This window comes from Streptomyces sp. NPDC004539 (genome assembly GCF_040610055.1).
Lineage (GTDB): Bacteria > Actinomycetota > Actinomycetes > Streptomycetales > Streptomycetaceae > Streptomyces.
Genome location: NZ_JBEXLS010000041.1, coordinates 41677 through 59763, shown reverse-complemented (window position 1 = coordinate 59763; position 18087 = coordinate 41677). Strand labels below are relative to the sequence as shown.

The 18087-nt window shown below is 71.8% G+C and carries 16 protein-coding genes; 10 read left to right on the top strand and 6 right to left on the bottom strand.

Annotated elements, in window-relative coordinates; translation table 11 throughout:
* Positions 1-244 precede the first annotated feature (244 nt).
* Positions 245-862 carry a MerR family transcriptional regulator gene (locus tag ABZX85_RS46595; protein WP_355884109.1) on the bottom strand — a complete coding sequence of 206 codons (618 nt, stop codon included), beginning with the start codon at positions 860-862 and terminating at the stop codon, positions 245-247.
* 172 nt (positions 863-1034) lie between these two features.
* Between ABZX85_RS46595 and ABZX85_RS46590 the strand changes: the two genes are divergently transcribed.
* The 4 genes from ABZX85_RS46590 to ABZX85_RS46575 all read left to right on the top strand — a co-directional run bounded on the left by ABZX85_RS46590 (position 1035) and on the right by ABZX85_RS46575 (position 5330).
* Positions 1035-2576 carry an NAD(P)/FAD-dependent oxidoreductase gene (locus ABZX85_RS46590; protein WP_355884101.1) on the top strand — a complete coding sequence of 514 codons (1542 nt, stop codon included), beginning with the start codon at positions 1035-1037 and terminating at the stop codon, positions 2574-2576.
* A complete protein-coding gene (locus ABZX85_RS46585; protein WP_355884099.1) occupies positions 2573-3439 on the top strand; it encodes an alpha/beta hydrolase in 867 nt (288 codons plus the stop codon). Before ABZX85_RS46590 ends, ABZX85_RS46585 begins: the two co-directional genes overlap by 4 nt.
* A complete protein-coding gene (locus tag ABZX85_RS46580; RefSeq protein WP_355884097.1) occupies positions 3436-4344 on the top strand; it encodes an SDR family oxidoreductase in 909 nt (302 codons plus the stop codon). Before ABZX85_RS46585 ends, ABZX85_RS46580 begins: the two co-directional genes overlap by 4 nt.
* Before the next feature lie 92 nt (positions 4345-4436).
* Positions 4437-5330, top strand: coding sequence for an aminoglycoside phosphotransferase family protein (locus ABZX85_RS46575; protein ID WP_355884095.1), 894 nt, complete (start codon positions 4437-4439; stop codon positions 5328-5330).
* 62 nt (positions 5331-5392) lie between these two features.
* Here the strand turns inward: ABZX85_RS46575 and ABZX85_RS46570 are convergent, their stop codons facing one another.
* Positions 5393-8653, bottom strand: a complete 3261-nt coding sequence (locus tag ABZX85_RS46570) for a S41 family peptidase (RefSeq protein WP_355884093.1) — start codon at positions 8651-8653, stop codon at positions 5393-5395.
* A gap of 255 nt (positions 8654-8908) precedes the next feature.
* On the opposite strand from ABZX85_RS46570, the gene ABZX85_RS46565 reads away from it, so the two are divergent.
* From ABZX85_RS46565 to ABZX85_RS46540, 6 genes are all read left to right on the top strand, one after another.
* Complete coding sequence (locus ABZX85_RS46565) at positions 8909-9511, top strand: TetR/AcrR family transcriptional regulator (protein WP_355884091.1); 603 nt, start codon at positions 8909-8911, stop codon at positions 9509-9511.
* Positions 9512-9684: 173 nt separating this feature from the next.
* Positions 9685-11970 carry an MMPL family transporter gene (locus ABZX85_RS46560; protein ID WP_355884089.1) on the top strand — a complete coding sequence of 762 codons (2286 nt, stop codon included), beginning with the start codon at positions 9685-9687 and terminating at the stop codon, positions 11968-11970.
* A gap of 91 nt (positions 11971-12061) precedes the next feature.
* Positions 12062-12721 (top strand): formylglycine-generating enzyme family protein, encoded by a 660-nt coding sequence (locus ABZX85_RS46555; protein WP_355884087.1) that lies wholly within the window; start codon positions 12062-12064, stop codon positions 12719-12721.
* A gap of 80 nt (positions 12722-12801) precedes the next feature.
* Positions 12802-13173: a hypothetical protein gene (locus ABZX85_RS46550; RefSeq protein WP_355884085.1), complete on the top strand. Its 372-nt coding sequence runs from the start codon at positions 12802-12804 to the stop codon at positions 13171-13173.
* 47 nt (positions 13174-13220) lie between these two features.
* Positions 13221-13712 (top strand): YbaK/EbsC family protein, encoded by a 492-nt coding sequence (locus tag ABZX85_RS46545; protein ID WP_355884083.1) that lies wholly within the window; start codon positions 13221-13223, stop codon positions 13710-13712.
* Positions 13709-14554 (top strand): DMT family transporter, encoded by an 846-nt coding sequence (locus ABZX85_RS46540; protein WP_355884081.1) that lies wholly within the window; start codon positions 13709-13711, stop codon positions 14552-14554. The genes ABZX85_RS46545 and ABZX85_RS46540 overlap by 4 nt, the downstream gene beginning before the upstream one ends.
* A gap of 1 nt (position 14555) precedes the next feature.
* Here ABZX85_RS46540 and ABZX85_RS46535 read toward each other — a convergent pair whose 3' ends face one another.
* The 4 genes from ABZX85_RS46535 to ABZX85_RS46520 all read right to left on the bottom strand — a co-directional run bounded on the left by ABZX85_RS46535 (position 14556) and on the right by ABZX85_RS46520 (position 18070).
* On the bottom strand, positions 14556-15284 hold the full coding sequence (locus ABZX85_RS46535; RefSeq protein ID WP_355884079.1) for a TIGR03943 family protein: 729 nt from the start codon (positions 15282-15284) through the stop codon (positions 14556-14558).
* Positions 15281-16300: a permease gene (locus ABZX85_RS46530; RefSeq protein ID WP_355884077.1), complete on the bottom strand. Its 1020-nt coding sequence runs from the start codon at positions 16298-16300 to the stop codon at positions 15281-15283. The genes ABZX85_RS46535 and ABZX85_RS46530 overlap by 4 nt, the downstream gene beginning before the upstream one ends.
* A gap of 76 nt (positions 16301-16376) precedes the next feature.
* A complete protein-coding gene (locus ABZX85_RS46525; protein ID WP_355884075.1) occupies positions 16377-17546 on the bottom strand; it encodes a serine hydrolase domain-containing protein in 1170 nt (389 codons plus the stop codon).
* A gap of 77 nt (positions 17547-17623) precedes the next feature.
* On the bottom strand, positions 17624-18070 hold the full coding sequence (locus ABZX85_RS46520; RefSeq protein ID WP_355884073.1) for an organic hydroperoxide resistance protein: 447 nt from the start codon (positions 18068-18070) through the stop codon (positions 17624-17626).
* Positions 18071-18087 lie beyond the last annotated feature (17 nt).

The window sequence follows — 18087 nt, the reverse complement described above, 5'->3', positions numbered from 1 at the left end:
GCTGCCCGCTGCCCGCTGCCCGCTGCCCGCTGCCCGCTGCCCGCTGCCCGCTGCCCGCTGCCCGCTGCCCGCTGCCCGCTGCCCGCTGCCCGCCGGACGGCGACCGCTGCCCGCCGGACGGCGACCGCCGGTCTTGGATGCCGACCTGCGTGCGGCGCTCGCTGAACGGCGCCTCGTGTCCGGCGGGCTGCTGCTCGCCGGACGGCGCATGCCGGGTTCGGACGTTGACCTGTGTATGTGCGGGTCAGTGGGGGTTGTTCATGCGGCGGTCCAGGGAGAGGGAGAGTTCTGCTTCGACGATGGCTTTGGCCAGGGGGCGGAGGCGGGGGAGGTGGGTGGCGGGGAGGTGGTGGAGGAGGGTGGTGGTGAAGAGGTCGGCGAGGGCGTCGGTGTGGGCGCGGACCTGGTGGGCGGCGGCGAGGATGTCCGCGAGGGGGATGCCCTCGCGGACGAGGGTGGAGGAGACGTCGAGGAGGCGGCGGCTGATGTGGACGATCTCGTCGCCGTCGGTGCCGAGGTAGCCCAGGGAGAGGGCGGCGGCGAGGTTCTCCGGGGTGGCCTGGCCCTCGAAGCGGGCGGCGAGTTCCTCGGGGGTGAGGCGGACCGGTTCCTCCTCGGTGGGGGCGACGCCCAGCAGATCGGCGACGTCACGGCCGTGGTCGAGGGCCTCGGCGAGCTCGGCGATGCCGTTGAGGGTGTGGCCGCGTTCGAGGAGCGCCGCGATGGTGCGCAGCCGCGCCAGGTGGTGGCCGTCGTACCAGGCGATACGGCCCTCGCGGCGCGGCGGGGCGAGGAGTTTGCGCTCGCGGTAGAAACGCAGGGTCCGCACGGTGATCCCGGCCAGTGCGGCCAGCTCCTCCATGCGGTACTCACGCTGCGCCGAGTTCTCGTCCTGACGGTCCACCACGCCCCGACCTTATGTCGTACCGACGGTAACTTTCCCTCGTCCGACCCCTACCCATCGGTAAGGGGCTGCTCTACAGTCCGACTGTGCCAGTGATTACTGGCGCGGTCGCGCGAAGGAGGGCGTCCCCATGGCCGGACGCGAGCATGTGCGGGTGGCGGTGGTCGGGTCCGGGTTCGGCGGGCTCGGGGCCGCCGTACGGTTGCGGCGCGAAGGGATCACCGACTTCGTGGTCCTGGAGCGCGCGGACAGCGTGGGCGGCGCCTGGCGGGACAACACCTATCCGGGGTGCGCCTGCGATGTGCCGTCGCACCTGTACTCCTTCTCCTTCGCGCCGAACCCCGACTGGCCGCGCACCTTCTCGGGGCAGGGCCACATCCGCGCCTACCTGGAGCGCGTCGCGGACGTCTTCGGCATCCGGCCCCATCTGCGGTTCGGCTCCGAGGTGAAGCGGATGGAGTGGGACGCGCAGCGGCTGTGCTGGGACATCGAGACGGCCTCCGGCGAACTCTCCGCCGACGTCGTCGTCTCGGCGACCGGCCCGCTCTCCGACCCGAAACTGCCGGACGTCCCCGGCCTGGAGACGTTCCCCGGCGAGGTCTTCCACTCCGCGCGCTGGAACCACGACTACGACCTGCGCGGCAAGCGCGTCGCCGTGATCGGCACCGGCGCCTCGGCGATCCAGATCGTGCCGGCGATCCAACCCCTGGTCTCCGAACTGGCGTTGTTCCAGCGGACCCCGGCCTGGGTCATGCCACGCGTGGACCGGGCGATCACCGGCGCCGAACGCGCCCTGCACCGCAAGCTGCCGTTCACGACGCAGGCCCGGCGCGGATTGCTGTGGGGCATCAGGGAGTTGCAGGTCCAGGCGTTCACCAAGCACCCCAACGAACTCGGGTTCGTCGAGCAGTTGGCCAAGCGGAACATCGCCCGGTCCATCAAGGACCCCGCCCTGCGGGCCAAGTTGACGCCGGACTACCGCATCGGCTGCAAGCGCATCCTGCTCTCCAGCGCCTACTACCCGGCGCTCGCCCAGCCCAACGTGGACGTCGTCGCGAGCGGCCTCGCCGAGGTCCGCGGCTCCACGCTGGTCGCCGCCGACGGCAGTACGGCGGAGGTCGACGCGATCGTCTTCAGCACCGGGTTCCACGTCACCGACATGCCGATCGCCGACCGCGTGATCGGCGCCGACGGCCGTACGCTCGGGGAGAGTTGGGGTGAGAACGGCATGGAGGCGCTGCGCGGGGCGTCGGTCGCCGGGTTCCCCAACTGGATGACGGTCATCGGACCCAACACCGGCCTCGGCAACTCCTCGATGATCCTCATGATCGAGTCCCAGCTCAACTACATGGCCGACTACCTCCGCCAACTCGAAGTCCTGGGCGGGAAGTCGGCGCTCGACGCCCGCCCCAGCGCCGTGCACCGCTGGAACCGGCGCGTGCAGGACCGGATGGAGCGGACCGTCTGGAACACCGGCGGCTGCGTCAGCTGGTACCTCGACGCGCAGGGCCGCAACACGACCGTCTGGCCCGGCACCACCGCCGAGTTCCGCCGCGCCACCCGCCGCGTCGACCTCGCGGAGTACGAGGTGCTCAAGGCGCCCGCCCCGAGCGAGCCACCCAACTCCGGCAAGGACTCGGGCAGTTACGACACCGTCGAGGTGACCGCGTGAAGACCCTCACCGCCACCTCCCGGGACGGCTCACCCCTCCACGTCGAGATCCACGGCCCCGAGACTGCCCCCGCCGTCGTCCTCGTCCACGGATGGACCTGCTCGACCCTCTTCTGGGCGGCCCAGATCGAGGACCTCGCCCGCGACCACCGCGTCATCGCCTACGACCTCCGCGGCCACGGCAGGACTCCCGCGAGCCCGGAGTCCAGCACGACGGCCCTGGCCGACGACCTCGAAGCGGTACTGCTCGCCACCCTCGCACCCGGCGAGAAGGCGGTCGTCGCCGGTCACTCGATGGGCGGCATGACGGTCATGGCCGCCGCGACCCGGTCCGCGTTCCGCGAGCACGTCGCGGCAACTCTCCTGTGCAGCACGGGCAGTTCACGCCTCGTCGCCGAGTCGACGGTCGTCCCCCTCAAGGCGGGCCGGGCACGGACCTGGCTCACCGGGAAGATCCTCGGCTCCAAGGCCCCGCTCGGACCGGTCACGCCCGTCGGCAAGCGCGTCCTCAAGTACGCGACCATGGGCCTCGGTTCGGCGCCCGAGGCGGTCGAGAGGTGCGCGCGGATCGTGCACGCCTGCCCCCGCAAGGTGCGCCACGCCTGGTCGCGGGTCCTCGAAGGACTCGATCTCGACGACGGCGTACGGCAGTTGACCGTGCCCACGGCTGTCATCGCCGGCAGCGCCGACCGGCTCACCCCGCCCGTCCACGCCCGCGCGCTCGCCGCCGCCCTGCCCAACTGCCTAGGTCTCACGGAGCTTTACGGGATCGGCCACATGACGCCCGTCGAGGCACCGGACACCGTGACCGGGCGAATACGCGAACTGACCACCACCTACACGCAGTTGAAGGAGGGCGCATGAGCAAGGTGAGCCTCGACGGGCAGGTCGCCGTCATCACCGGGGCGGCGCGCGGCGTCGGCGAGCTGCTCGCCCGGAAACTCTCCGCGCGCGGCGCGACCGTCGCCCTCGTCGGACTCGAACCCGAGGCGCTCAAGGAGGTCTCCGAGCGGCTGCACGGCGAGAGCGGCCACTGGTACGCCGACGTCACCGACCAGGACGCCATGAACCAGGTCGCCGCCGAGGTGAAGGAGCGGTTCGGGAAGGTCGACATCGTCGTCGCCAACGCCGGGGTCGCCACCGGGGGCACCTTCCTCGACTCCGACCCCGACGTGTGGCGGCGCGTCATCGAGGTCAACCTCATCGGCTCCGCCGTCACGGCCCGCGCGTTCCTGCCCGTCCTCATCGAGAGCCGCGGCTACCTCCTCCAGATCGCCTCCCTCGCCGCGCTCACCCCGGCGCCGATGATGAGCGCCTACTGCGCCTCCAAGTCCGGCGTCGAGGCGTACGCGCACAGCCTGCGCGCCGAGGTCGGCTACCGGGGGGTCCGGGTCGGCGTCGGCTACCTCTCCTGGACCGACACCGACATGGTGCGCGGCGCCGACCAGGACGACGTCATGCGCGAACTCCGCGGACGGCTGCCCTGGCCTGCCAACAAGACGTACCCCCTCGGTCCCGCCGTCGAGCGGATAGCCGACGGCATCGAACGCCGCTCCAGCCATGTGTACGGCCAGTGGTGGCTGCGCGGGATGCAGGGGGTACGCGGGTACCTCCCCGGAGTGATCGGGTCGGTCGGCGTGCGGGAGATGCGGCGGGTGGCTCCCAAGGTGTCCGGGATGCGGGTGGGGTTGGTCGGGGCGGGGGGTTCCGCCGACGAGGAGGCGAGGAGCCGGAGAGCCGAGGGGGCCAAGGCCAAGCGGGGCGCCTGAAGTACGGCGTCCTGAAGTACGGCGTCCTGAAGTACTAGGGGTATTACGGGTGCCACGTACGCTGCACGAAAACCCGACCATCGGAGCAGCCCGTGCAGCGCACCGACATCGACGCGCCCTTCGTCCGTGAACTCCTCCGCGACCGGCAGCCCGACCTCGCGGATCTCCACGTCCGTCCGGTCTCCTCCGGCTGGGACAACCAACTCTGGCGGGTGGGGGAGGAGTTGGCGGTACGGCTGCCGATGACGGAGCGCGCTCCCGGGCTCCTCGCCCAGGAGTTCCGCTGGCTGCCCGGACTCGCCGAGCGGCTGCCGCTGCCCGTGCCGACGCCGCTGCGGTTCAGCGAGCCGAGCGAGCGGTTCCCCCGGCCGTGGACGGTCGTGAAGTGGGTGCCGGGGGAGCCGGCGGACGGCACTGAGATGACCGAGGTGTCCCGTTCGGCCGAAGTCCTCGCCGGCTTCCTCCGCGCCCTGCACCGGCCCGCGCCGCAGGACGCGCCCCTGAACCCCAGCCGCTGCGGTGAACTCGCCCCGCTCACCGAGTCGTTCGAGGGGGGCCTCAGGAGTCTGGGGGACCTCGTCGACGCGCCCAGGCTGCGGGACGTGTGGAAGAGGGCGGTCTCCGCCCCGAGTTGGGACGGGCCGCCGGTCTGGGTGCACGTCGATCTCCACCCCGCCAACGCCGTCGTCACGGACGGCGCGCTCTCCGGGATCATCGACTTCGGCGACATGGGCGCGGGCGATCCGGCCGCCGACCTCGCCGCCGCGTGGAAGCTGCTGCCGGAGGGCGCGGCGGACGCCTTCCTCGACGCCTACGGCGTCACCGACGAGGCGATCGTCCACCGGGCCCAGGGCTGGGCCGTGCTCTCGGCGTTCGGGCTCCTCCACATCGGCCTGGCGTGGGAGAAGGGCCTGCCCGGGGGCCAGCCGACGTGGGGGAGGGCGGGCCGCCGGACCCTGGAGAGGGTGCTGGCGCACGGGAGGTAGGGGGTGGAGGAGGTCGCAGGTACTACGGGTACTCCCGTCCCGTCCCGTCCCCCTCCCGTCCCCTACCCCTCCCGAGGCGGCAGTTTCGGCCGGGACCGGTCCGGTACCCCCCGGTGGTCCGGCGGGCTCGCCACCACCCCCCGCTCCAGGAGTTCCAGCGCCAGGCTCACCGCGTCGTCCAACTGGGCGTGCCGTCCCTCGGCCCAGTCCAGGGGGGTCCGCAGGGCCTCCATGTCCGGGTCGACGCCCCGGTTCTCGACGGACCAGCCGTACGCGTCGAACCAGGCCGCGTTCATGGGGACGGTGATGACCGTGCCGTCGCCGAGTTCGTGGCGGCCGGTCATGCCCACCACTCCGCCCCAGGTCCGCTGTCCCACCACCGGGCCGATCTTGAGGAGTTTGAAGGCGGCGGTGATCATGTCGCCGTCGGAGGAGGTTGCTTCGTCGGCGAGGGCGACCACCGGTCCGCGGGGGGCGTTCGAGGCGTACGACACGGGCTGGGCGTTGCGCGTGAGGTCCCAGCCGAGGATCGTGCGGGAGAGCTTCTCGACGACCAACTCGCTGATGTGGCCCCCCGCGTTGCCGCGGACGTCGACGATCAGGGCGGGCCGGGACACCTCCATCCGCAGGTCTCGGTTGAACTGGGCCCACCCGGAGCCGCCCATGTCCGGGATGTGCAGGTACCCGCACCGCCCGCCGCTCAACTCCCTTACGACGTCCCGCCGTTTGGCCACCCAGTCCTGGTAGCGCAGGGGGCGCTCGTCGACCAACGGCACCACGGCCACCCGCCGGGGAGGCCGCTCCCCCTCCACGAACGTCAGCTCCACCGTCGTACCCCCCGCCCCCGCGAGCAGCGGGAACGGGCCGGTCACCGGGTCCACCACCCGCCCGTCCACCTGCGTCAGCACCGCCCCCTCCCGAATTCCCGTACCGGCGAGGGGAGATCGCGCCTTGGAGTCGGAGGAGTCGCCGGGCAGGATGCGGGCCAGTACCCAACTCCCGTCCCGGCGCAGGAAGTCGGCGCCCAGCAGGCCCTGGAGCCGCTGGTAGTGGGGCGGGCCTTCGTTGCGCCGCGCTGAGGCGACGTACGCGTGGGACGTGCCCAGTTCGCCGACCACCTCGCGCAGCAGATCCGCGAACTCGTCGGGGGAAGCGACGCGTTGGACCAGCGGGCGGTACTGGGCGAGGACCGCGTCCCAGTCGATGCCGCACATCCCGGGGTCCCAGAAATAGGAGCGGATCAGCCGCCCGGCCTCCTCGTAGGACTGCCGCCACTCCGCGCCGGGGTCGACCTCGTGGAGGATGCGGCGCAGGTCGATCCAGACGGTCGAGTCGCCGTCGCCGGGCTCGGTGGAGGGGACGGCCCGCAGCTCGCCCTCGTCCACGACGACCAGCCGGGTGCCGTCGCCGCTGAGGGCGAACCAGTCGAGGTGGTCGACGAGTTCGGACTTCTTGGCCTTGCTGATGGTGAAGTGTTCGAGGGTGGGCCGCTCGCTGGTGTCGTCCGGGTTGGCGAAGGTCTCGCCGAGCGCGCCGGAGATCGGCCAGCGCAGCCACACCAGGCCGCCGCCGGCGACGGGGTGCAGCGCCGAGTACTTGGAGGCGGGTACGGGGAACGGGGTCACCCTGCTCTCCAGCCCCTCCACCTCGACGGTCACCGCGCCGCCGTCCTCGGTCTCGACGGGGTCGAGCCCGCCCGCCGCCGGACGCCCGTCGGGGTTCAGCGCGAAGGGGGAGGGGGTGGCCGAGGAGAGGGGCACCAGGTAGGGGCGACACCCCAGGGGGAAGGAGAGGTCGCCGGTGTGGACGTCGTACACCGGGTCGAAGCCGCGCCAGGACAGGAACGCGAGGTAGCGGCCGTCGCTGGTGAAGACCGGATTCTCGTCGGCGAAGCGGCCGTTGGTGACGTCGACGATCAGCCGGTCCTTCATCCGGGCCAGCTTGATCTGCCGCAGGGAGCGGCCGATCCCGGGATGGGACCAGGCGAGCCAGGCCCCGTCGGGCGAGAACGCGAGATCCCTCACGGGCCCGTTCACGGACCGGATCAACTCGGTGAGCACCCCCGCCTCTGACCCCGCACTTGACCCCGGCCCCGCCCCCACCTCGCCCCCCGCCCCCGACACGTCCAACAACAGCACCCGCCCGTCATGCGAAGCGATCGCGAGCCGCTCCCCCTCCGGATCGGACACCAGCTCCACCACCCGCCCCACTTCCCCCGACGCCAGCCGCCGCGCCGCCCGTTCGCCGCTCGCGCGCGGGAGGTAGGCGATCTCGACCGCGTCCTCCCCCTCCGCGTCGGTGACGTACGCGATCTGCCCGCCCGACCCCAGCATCTCCGGAAGCCGTACCCGTACCCCTGGGGTATCAGCGATCGTCCGTGCGGGCCCGTCCCGATGGGTCAGCCAGTAGAGGCTGCCCCGTACTACTACGGCGCTAGCTCGCCCCGTCTCGTCGACCGAGACGCCGTCGACGTGCTGCGCGGCCGGGATCTGGTACGGCCGTCTGCCCGCGCGGGGTCCGCCGAGCCGTACGTCGAGGCGGCGGGGGACGGCGCCGGGGGAGAGGTCCTCGACGAGCCAGAGGTCGCCGGCGCACTGGTAGACCACCCGGGTGCCGTCGGTCGAGGCGTTGCGGGCGTAGAAGGCGTCGTGGTCGGTGTGCCGGCGCAGACCGGAGCCGTCGTACGCGCAGGAGTAGAGGTTGCCGACGCCCTCGTGGTCGGAGAGGAACGCGATGCGGTCGCCGACGAAGAGGGGGGAGGAGAGATGGCCGTCCACCTCCGGCAGGAGCCGGCGGCCGTGCAGCCACAGCCGGCCCGTCGCGCCGCCCCGGTACCGCTTCCAGGCGGCCGGTTCGTGCGGCGGTGTGCCGGTGAGCAGCAGGGTCCTGCGCTCGCCGGCGACGTCCGCGACCTGGAGGTCGCTCACCGGGCCCCAGGGCAGGGGGCCGCCCGGGTCGCCGTCCGTGGGGACGTCGTAGGCCCAGGTGAAGTAGGAGAACGGCTGGCTGTGGGAGGCGACGGCCAGGATGTGGCCCTCGGGGGTCCAGCCGCAGACCCGGGTGTCGGCGCTGCCCCAGTGGGTGAGCTGCCGGGTCCGGCCGCCGTCCACGGGCACCACGTGGATCTCGGGGACGAGGCTGCGCCAGTTCGTGCAGGCGATCTCGGTGCCGTCGGGGGAGAAGCGGGGGTGGCCGGTCTTCGTGCGGTCCACCGTGAGCCGCCAGGCGCGGCCGGGGCCGTCGAGGGGGGCCAGCCAGAGGTCGTCCTCGGCGACGAAGCACAGGAGGTCGCCGCTGAGGTGGGGGAGGCGCAGGTAGCTCACGGGTCCCATGCTTTTCCGGCGACGGGGGAGCAGCAACTCAGGGCCGCTGCCGACGACCCCTAGGGGACCACCCCAGCCCCGTCCACCTCAGCCCGGTCCACCCCGGCCCCGTCCACCCCGGGCTCGTCCATCCCTGTCTCTTACACGTTTCTCACAGACGTGACCCAGACCACGTACGAAACCGTTTCGTTTCGCTTGGCGCTCAGGGTATCTTCATGGACGTAGGAAGAAACGCGGAGATGCAGAGGGGCCGGCATGACTGAGATCGCAACGGCGCGACGCAGTCGGATCACGCCCGAACGCGAGGCGGAGCTGTACGACGCCGTCCTCGACCTGCTGCGCGAGGTCGGCTACGACGCCCTCACCATGGACGCCATCGCCACCCGCACCCGCTCCAGCAAGGCCACGCTCTACCGCCAGTGGGGCGGCAAGGCCGAACTGGTCGTCAGGGCCATCCGCCACAGCAAGCCCGACGCGGCGAACGACATCGACACCGGCTCACTCCGCGGCGACCTGCACGCGGTGATCAAGCTGGAGGACGACTGCACGCACGAGCAGAACTCGGCGCTGATGCGGGGCGTCGCCATGGCGATGCACAACAACCCGGATCTCCGCGAGGCGCTGCGCGCGCTGCTGATCGACCCTGAGCTCTCCGACTTCCACCAGATGATCCAGCGGGCCATCGCCCGAGGTGAAGTCAGCGCGGACTGCCCCGCGTTGGAGTTCATGCTGCACATGCTGGTCGGCGGTTTCGCCACCCGGATGCTGCTCGACGACCAGCCACCCACCCAGGACTTCCTCATCTCGTACCTCGACGCGGTGGTGCTCCCCGCACTCGGCGTCGACCCCAGAGCCTGACCCCCGCACAACACCCTTTCGCACAACACCCTTCGCACGACGCCCACCTGACGTCACCGCTCACGTCGTCGGGCCGATCGACGCCGCCCTGAACCGGGCTTCCCCTCCCCGCGCACACCCGCGTCGATCACCCCTGCCCTGAACACCCCACGACTGACCGGGAGTACGCCTCCGTGGCCACGTTCCTCTACAAGTTGGGCCGGCTGTCCTTCAGGCGACGGCATTTCGTCGCCCTCATCTGGATAGCCCTGCTGACCCTCGCCGGTGTCGGCGCGGCCAGCGCCCCCGCCGCCGGGGAGACCTCGTTCTCCATCCCCGGCACGGAGGCCCAGAAGACCTTCGACCTCCTCGAACAGCGCTTCCCCGGCTCCGCCGCCGACGGCGGCACCGCCCGGGTCGTCTTCAAGGCCCCCGACGGCGAGAAGATGACGGACGCTGAGAACAAGGCGACCGTCGAGAAGACCGTCGAGGAACTGGGCAGCGGCGCCGAAGTCGCCTCCGTCACCGACCCGTTCACCACCAACGCGGTCAACGAGGACGGCACGGTCGCCTACGCGTCCGTCAAGTACAAGGTCCCCGGCATGGAGTTGGAGGACTCCTCGCGCGACGCCCTCAAGGAGGCCGCCGCCGAGGCCCGTGACACCGGACTGACCGTCGAGGTCGGCGGGGACGCGCTCCAGGCCGCCGCCGAGGCCGGGATCGGTGAGGTCATCGGCATCGCCGTCGCCGCCATCGTCCTTGTCATCACGCTCGGTTCGATCGTCGCGGCCGGACTCCCGCTGCTGACCGCGATCATCGGCGTGGGCATCGGCATCGCCACCATCACCGCCCTCGCCAGCACGCTCGACCTCGGTTCGACGACCTCCACCCTCGCCTCGATGATCGGCCTCGCCGTCGGCATCGACTACGCCCTGTTCATCGTCTCCCGCTACCGCAGCGAACTCGCCGACGGCAGGGAGCGCGAGGAGGCCGCCGGACGCGCGGTCGGCACCGCCGGCTCCGCGGTCGTCTTCGCCGGACTCACCGTCATCATCGCGCTGGCCGGCCTCTCCGTCGTCAACATCCCGATGCTGACGAAGATGGGGGTCGCCGCCGCCGGTACGGTCGCGGTCGCCGTCGTCGTCGCGCTGACGATGGTCCCGGCGCTGCTCGGGTACGCGGGCCGCAAGGTCTCCCCGGCCGGCGAGAAGAGCAAGCTGCTCGGCAAGGGCAAGGGCAACTCCGCACAGCCCGACTCCGCGCAGGTCAACTCCGGTCAGAACAAGGCCACTCAGCAGACCGGCGCCGCCGACAAGCCCAACATGGGCACCCGTTGGGCCCGCTTCGTCCTGCGCCGCCCCGTCGCCGTGCTCGTCGTCGGCGTCCTCGGACTCGGCGCGATCGCCCTGCCCGCCAGCCAGCTCCAGCTCGGCCTGCCGGACGACGGCTCGCAGCCGACGTCCACCACGCAGCGCCGCGCCTACGACCTGCTCTCCGAGGGCTTCGGCCCCGGCTTCAACGGCCCCCTGATGGTCGTCCTCGACGCGAAGGACAGCGGCGACCCGAAGGCCGCCGCGACCACCGTGTCCGACGAGATCAAGGGCATCAAGGGCGTCCAGGGCGTCACCCCGGCGACCTTCAACCAGGCCGGTGACACGGCGATGATCACCGTCACCACCGACTCCAAGCCGGCCTCGACGGAGACCGAGGACATCGTCCACGCGATCCGCGGCAAGGCGGCCGGCATCAAGGCCGACACCGACGCGCAGGTCCTCGTCACCGGCACCACCGCCGTCAACATCGACGTCTCGCAGAAGATGAACGACGCGCTGATCCCCTACCTCGGGCTCGTCGTCGGCCTCGCGTTCCTCCTGCTGATCCTGGTGTTCCGCTCGATCCTGGTCCCGCTCAAGGCGGCGCTCGGCTTCCTGCTCTCCGTGCTCGCCGCGCTCGGTGCCGTCGTCGCGGTCTTCCAGTGGGGCTGGCTGGCGAGCCTCATCGGGGTCGACGAGACCGGCCCGATCATGTCGATGATGCCGATCTTCCTGGTCGGCGTGGTCTTCGGACTGGCCATGGACTACGAGGTGTTCCTCGTGACGCGGATGCGGGAGGCGTACGTCCACGGGGAGCGGCCCGGCGAGGCCGTCGTGACCGGCTTCAAGTACGGGGCGCGGGTCGTCTCCGCCGCCGCCGTCATCATGATCGCCGTGTTCGCCGGGTTCATCACCTCCAGCGAGTCCATGGTCAAGATGATGGGCTTCGGCCTCGCGATCGCCGTCCTCTTCGACGCGTTCGTCGTCCGCATGGTCATCGTGCCGGCCGTCCTCGCGCTGCTCGGGGAGAAGGCGTGGTGGCTGCCGAAGTGGGTCGACCGTGTTCTGCCCAACGTCGACATCGAGGGCGAGGGCCTGCGCACCGAGGCCGACAGGCTCAAGAAGGACGACGAGGACAACGAGGACAAGGAACTGGTCCACGCGTGACCGGTTCCGACTGAGCCGCCGGTGAGGGTCCGTGGGGACGGGGAGCCCTCACCGGCACCAACTCCGCCCGCGTCGCTGCGATCATCTGCCCATGGACTTACGGATGATCACGGTCGACGCGGGCGAAGTCGTACTCAACGACCGGCGTACAGCGACGAGTTGGCCGGTGAAGCTCGCGCCCTACGCCCTGTCGGTGTGTACGGTGACGCAGGCCGACTACGCGCGGCTGACCGGCGCGCCCCTCACCGACCCGCGGCTCCCCGCCGTGGACGTCACCTGGCTGGACGCCGTCCGCTACTGCAACACCCTCTCCCTGGCGGAGGGTTCACGCCCGGCGTACCGCTTCCGCAGCGAACCGGGTGAACCCGGCGCGGAGGAGGTCGAGTTGGTGGACCCCACCGGCTACCGCCTTCCCACCGAGGCCGAATGGGAGTACGCCTGCCGAGCCGGCACCCCCGGCCCCCGCTACGGCCCCCTCGACGACATCGCCTGGCACCGCGCCAACTCCGGTGAGCGGATACGGGAGGTGGCGACCCGCGAGCCCAACTCCTGGGGTTTCCACGACCTGTTGGGCAACGTCTGGGAGTGGTGCTGGGACCTCTACGACCCCGCCGTCTACGGCACCTACCGCGTCCTGCGCGGCGGCGGCTGGTTCGACGAACACTGGAGCTGCCGCGCCTCGGTACGCCGCCGCAGCCACCCGAGTTACGCCGTGGACGATGTGGGGTTCCGGGTGGCGCGGTCGGTCTGAGTACGCGGACTCATGCGGACGACGACGAAGGCGCCGAACCTGGGAGGTACCGAACGCCGTTGCGGACCAAAGGAGTTGCCATGCGCCCGGAGATCCACGCGAGGCTGTACGGGCCCTGGCGCGCGTCCGCCCCGAAGCCTGAGCGCTCCGCCCTGACCCTGACGGCGTGGGCGCTGTGGCTCCCCACGCTGGTCGCGGTGGCGGGGCTGACGCTCCTCGCCGCCGTCGTGGCGATCTGGGGACTGGCGGACGGGATGACCTCGGCCGACGTCGCCTCGTTCGTCGTGCCGTACCTCGCGTTCCTCTCCCTCGGCACCGCCTTCCTCGCGCTCCTCGCGTTCGCCTCCCCCCTGCGCCGACTCACTCTCCCCGCACGGATGGTGGCCCTGGGAGCGCTCGCACTCCCCGTGCCGGTCGGGGTCGCGCTGTGGTTGGCGGCACAGTTCGGCTGAGCCGGTCTCGTCGCCTGTGCCCTACACCTACCGCTAACGTGCGGTTCATGACGACGACAGACGCGCACCCCCTGTTCGCCCGGGCCCTTCAGGAGATGGGGCTCGACGAGGTGTCGGGGAGAGTGCGGACGTATCCGGAGGGGGCGCGGACGGCGATCGAGGCGGCGGAGGCCGTGGGGTGTGCGTTGGGGCAGATCTGCAAGTCGCTGGTGTTCGCGGCCGACGGGGTGCCGGTGCTGGTGCTGGTGGACGGGGCGTCCAGGGTCGATGTGGACGCGGTCGGCGAGGTGTTGGGGGGTGCCAGGGTCACCCGCGCCGACGCCGCGCTCGTACGGGAGGTCACGGGGTACGCCATCGGGGGTGTGCCGCCGTTCGGGCATCGGACCCGGACGCGGGTGCTGGCGGACCGCGGACTCCTCGCGCACGACGAGGTGTGGGCCGCCGCCGGGACCCCGCACGCCGTGTTCCCCATGGCGCCAGGGGAGTTGGTGAAGTACGCGGGGGCGACCGTCGTGGACGTGCGGGAGCGGGCGTCGTGACGCCTGCGGTCACCGGGGCCGTCCTGCTGGCGGCCGTCACGCACGCCTGCTGGAACGCGCTCGCCCACAAGATCCCGGACAAGCTCGTGGGGTTCGCCCTGATCTCCGGGGGCGGGGCCGTGCTGGGGTTCCTGGTGGCGCCGTTCACCGGGTTCCCCCAAGGGGCCGCCTGGCCCTACCTGTTCGCGTCGGCCGTCATCCACGTCGCCTACTTCGCGCTGCTGATGTGGTCCTTCCGTATCGGCGACTTCGGCCAGGCGTACCCCATCGCGAGAGGCAGCGCGCCCCTCGTCGTCACCCTCCTCGCCGCCCTGTTCGCCCACGAGGTCCCCGGCGGATGGGGTGCCGCAGGCATCGCGCTGTCGTGTGCGGGCCTCACCGGCGTGGCTCTCTGGGGGCTCAGGGGACGCCGTCCCGACTGGGCCGCGATCGGCGCCGCCCTCGCCACCGGGTTCACGATCGCCCTGTACACCGTCGTCGACGGCCTCGGCGTCCGCGCCGCCGGCTCCTCGCTCGGGTATATCGCCTGGCTGATGGGCGTGCAGGGGTTCGTGCTGCCGCTGTACGCGTGGACGCGGTGGCGCGGGCAGACCCTCACCCGCCTCCGGCCGTACGCCGGGGTCGGCGCGATCGGCGCCGTACTCTCCTTCGCCGCCTACGGGTTGGTCCTGTGGGCCCAGACCCGCGCCGCGCTCGCCCCGATCGCCGCGCTGCGGGAGTCGTCGATCATCGTGGGGGCCGCGATCGGCGCGGTGTTCTTCAAGGAGCGGTTCGGAGCACCCCGGATCGTCGCCGCGGGCGTCCTCGTCGTGGGCATCGGGCTGATGCTGCACGGCGGTTGAGCTACCCCAGGGGCAGCGCGTCCTGGTAGCCGTTCGACGGGCGGTCGATCTTCTTCAACGTGCGTGCGTCCAGGGAGACTTCGGCCGACGGGGTGCCAAGTGCGCCTGTGGTGTGCCAGGTTCCGGTGATCGACACCCAGGTGTCCGCCTTCGGGGGCCGGACGCCGTACACCTTGACCTTCACGGACTGGGCGTCCGCCGCGCAGCAGCTGAGGATCAGGCGGGTGAGGTACCACTCGTCCGCGGTGGAGGTGGGGGTGACGAAACCGCTCATCGTGACCGGGCGCCGGGCGATCGCCTTCGTACGGTCCTGCTGGACCCGGGACGCGAAGTCCCCCAGCGTGATCGGCAGCGGGGACGTCGCGGGCAGCGGATCGAAGCCGTCGTCCGGGGTCGCCGCGACCGCCTTCGGCGGCTCCCGGGACGCCGTGTACGAGCCGAGTTCCGGCGGCGCGTACAGCAGCAGACTCAGCGCCGGGAGGAACAACAGCCAGGCCACGCGCGGGACATGGGAGCCGTGGGAGCCATGGGAGTCCTCGGCGGGTTCCCGGTGCCGGTACGCCGCCCACGCCTCCGCGATCCCGAGGAGCAGCAGGACGACGCCGGAGACGATCAGCAGCGGACGCATCCCCTCCTTCACGTACCGCAGGAACACCTCGGTGAACAGGGCGACTTGGAGGAGCCCGGCACCGGTCAGAGCCAACAGGGCCGCCTGGAGCACACGTTTCACAGCAGGGCCTCTCCGATCAGGACCGCGCACAGCACCGCCACGACCGTCGTCGCCGTCGAGAACCGCCACGCGAACGCCCGCCCGAACGTGCCGGCCTGGAGGGCGATGAGCTTGAGGTCGACCATCGGGCCGACGACCATGAACGTCAGCCGCGCGGTGGGCGAGAAGCCGGTCAGGGACGCCGCGACGAACGCGTCCGCCTCCGAGCAGACGGCGATGACGATCGCCAGCGCGGCGAGGAACAGCACCGACAGCCAGGGGGAGTCGGCGAACGTGTCCACCCAGGTGCGGGGGACGGCGACGTTGAAGGTGGCCGCCGCCATCGCGCCGACCACCAGGAACCCGGCCGCGTGCAGGAAGTCGTGCTGGAAACCCTCCCGGAACTCCTGCCACCGGCTGCGCCCCGCCTCGTGACCGGTGTGCCGTACCGCCGGCTTCAGCCACTCCTCCCGGCCGAACCGCAGCCACAGCCAGCCCATCACGGACGCCGCCGCGAGCGAGGCGAGCAGCCGGGCGACGACCATCATCGGGGAGTTGGGGAACGCGACTGCCGTCGCTGTCAGGACGATCGGGTTCACCGCCGGCGCCGAGAGCAGGAACGCGAACGCCGCCGCCGGGGCAACTCCCCTGCCGATCAAGCTGTTTGCCACAGGCACCGACGCGCACTCGCACCCCGGGAGGACGACCCCCGCCACCCCGGCGACCGGCACCGCCAGCGCCGGGCGCTTCGGGAGGGCCTTGCGGAACACCGACGCCGGGACGAACGCGTTGATCGCGCCCGACAGGGCCGTACCCAGCAGGAGGAAGGGGAGTGCCTGCACCGTCACCGACAGGGCGACCGTCCGCCACGCCTGCATCGCGGGGGCCTCGCCCCAGCGGCCGAGGACGACGAGGAGGGTGCCGGGGACGAGGGCGGCGGCGAGCAGGAGGAGGGGGCCGTGCCGGGGCCAAGGGGCAGGCTCAGCCGGGGTGGCCTCGTCCTCCTGGACGTGTTCCTGTACTGCCGTCGGCCCCATGCCCGCCCCTGCCGGTGGTCCTCACATGTCCTCCACATGTCCGACCAACATACCGGGCGGTGCACAGGGGTCTCACTCACCCCGTCAGTGACTCACGTACCGCTCTTACCAGCGCCTGCGGCCTCGGGTCGGCCGTGACGGTCCGGCGGAAACCGTTCGTGACGTACCCGAACGCGATCCCCGACTCGGGGTCCGCGAAGGCCAGCGGACCGCCTCGGCCGGGGTGGCCGAAGGAGGTGGGGGCGAGGAACGGGGAGGCGGGGCTGTGCAGCATGTAGCCCAGTCCGAAACGGGAGTTGACGACCAGGACCCGGTCCGGGCCCGACGACTGCTCCCCGCGCGCGAGTTCGACCGTGGCCGGGGTGAACAGCCTTGCCCTGCCGTCCAGTTCACCGATCAGCGACGCGTAGATCCGGGCCAGCCCGTCCGCCGTCGCGAAACCGGTCGAGCCGGGCAGGGCCGCCGCCCGGTACGCCGGGTCGTTCTCGTCGACGTCCGCGATCGCCCCGAACGCGCGCCGCGTGACGGAGCCGGGATCGGCGTACGCCTCGGTGATCGCCGGCTTGGGGCGCGCCCTGAGCGTGCCGGGCGCCTCCGTCGTCGTCTCCACCAGCGCCGTACGGCCCGCCCGCCACGCCTCCTGCGGGGGCAGGCCCAGCCAGAAGGCGGCGCCCGCCGGGGCCGCGATCTCCGTCCTGATCCACTCCGCGACCGGGCGGCCGGTCAGGCGGCGGACCAGTTCGCCGGTCGTCCAGCTGAACGTGTGCGGGTGGTAGCCGTGGGCCTCGCCCGGCGTCCACACCGGGGCCTGCGCCGCGACCGCCGCCGCGCCGAGATCCGGGTCGGCGGCCTCGGCGACCGTGAGGGGGCGGTCGAGGACGGGGACACCGGCGCGGTGGGAGAGGAGGTGGCGGACGAGGGTGTGTTCCTTGCCTGCCGTCTTGTATTCGGGCCAGTACTCGGCGACCGGTGCGTCCAGGTCCAGTTCGCCGCGCTGGTGGAGGAGGAGCAGGGCCGCCGCCGCGACGCCCTTCGTGGCCGAGCGGACGATCTGGGCGGTGTCCGGGGTCCACGGCTCGCCGCCGTCGATGGCGCCGTCGATGTCCCGCGTGCCCGCCCACAGGTCGACGACCTTGCGGCCGTGCAGGTACACCGACACCGCCGCGCCCCGGTCGCCGAGCGACGCGAAGTTCCGTACGAACGCGTCCCTGACGGGCTCGAAGCCGTCGGCCACCGTACCGTTCACCGCAGTCCTCTCGGGTTGCCCTGGAGTCTGGTGCAACGTCGTGAGCGGGCCCGGGATTCCTGCGACGTCAGCCCGAGTCAGCCCAGGAGAATCGTTACGTCGATGTTCCCACGGGTGGCGTTGGAGTACGGGCACACCTGGTGGGCGGCGTCGACGAGCTGGGCGGCGATCTCCGCGTCGAGGATGGGCAGGGAGACGCTGAGCGCGACCGCGAGGCCGTACCCCTTGGTGCTGTTCGGGCCGATGCCGACCTTCGCGGCGACGGTCGACCCCGTCAGGTCGTACCCGGCCCGGTTCCCCACGAGGATCAGGGCGTTGTGGAAGCACGAGCTGTAGCCCGCCGCGAACAGCTGCTCCGGGTTCGTGCCGTTCCCGTCCCCGCCCAGCTCCGGCGGCATCGCCACCTTCAGCTCGATCTGGCCGTCCTGGCTCGTCACATACCCGTCCCGGCCACCGTGCGCCGTCGCCTCCGCGACGTACATGATCTTCGTCGGACGCGTGTCGACGGCAACGCCTTCCGTCATGGCGGGACCTCCCCCGA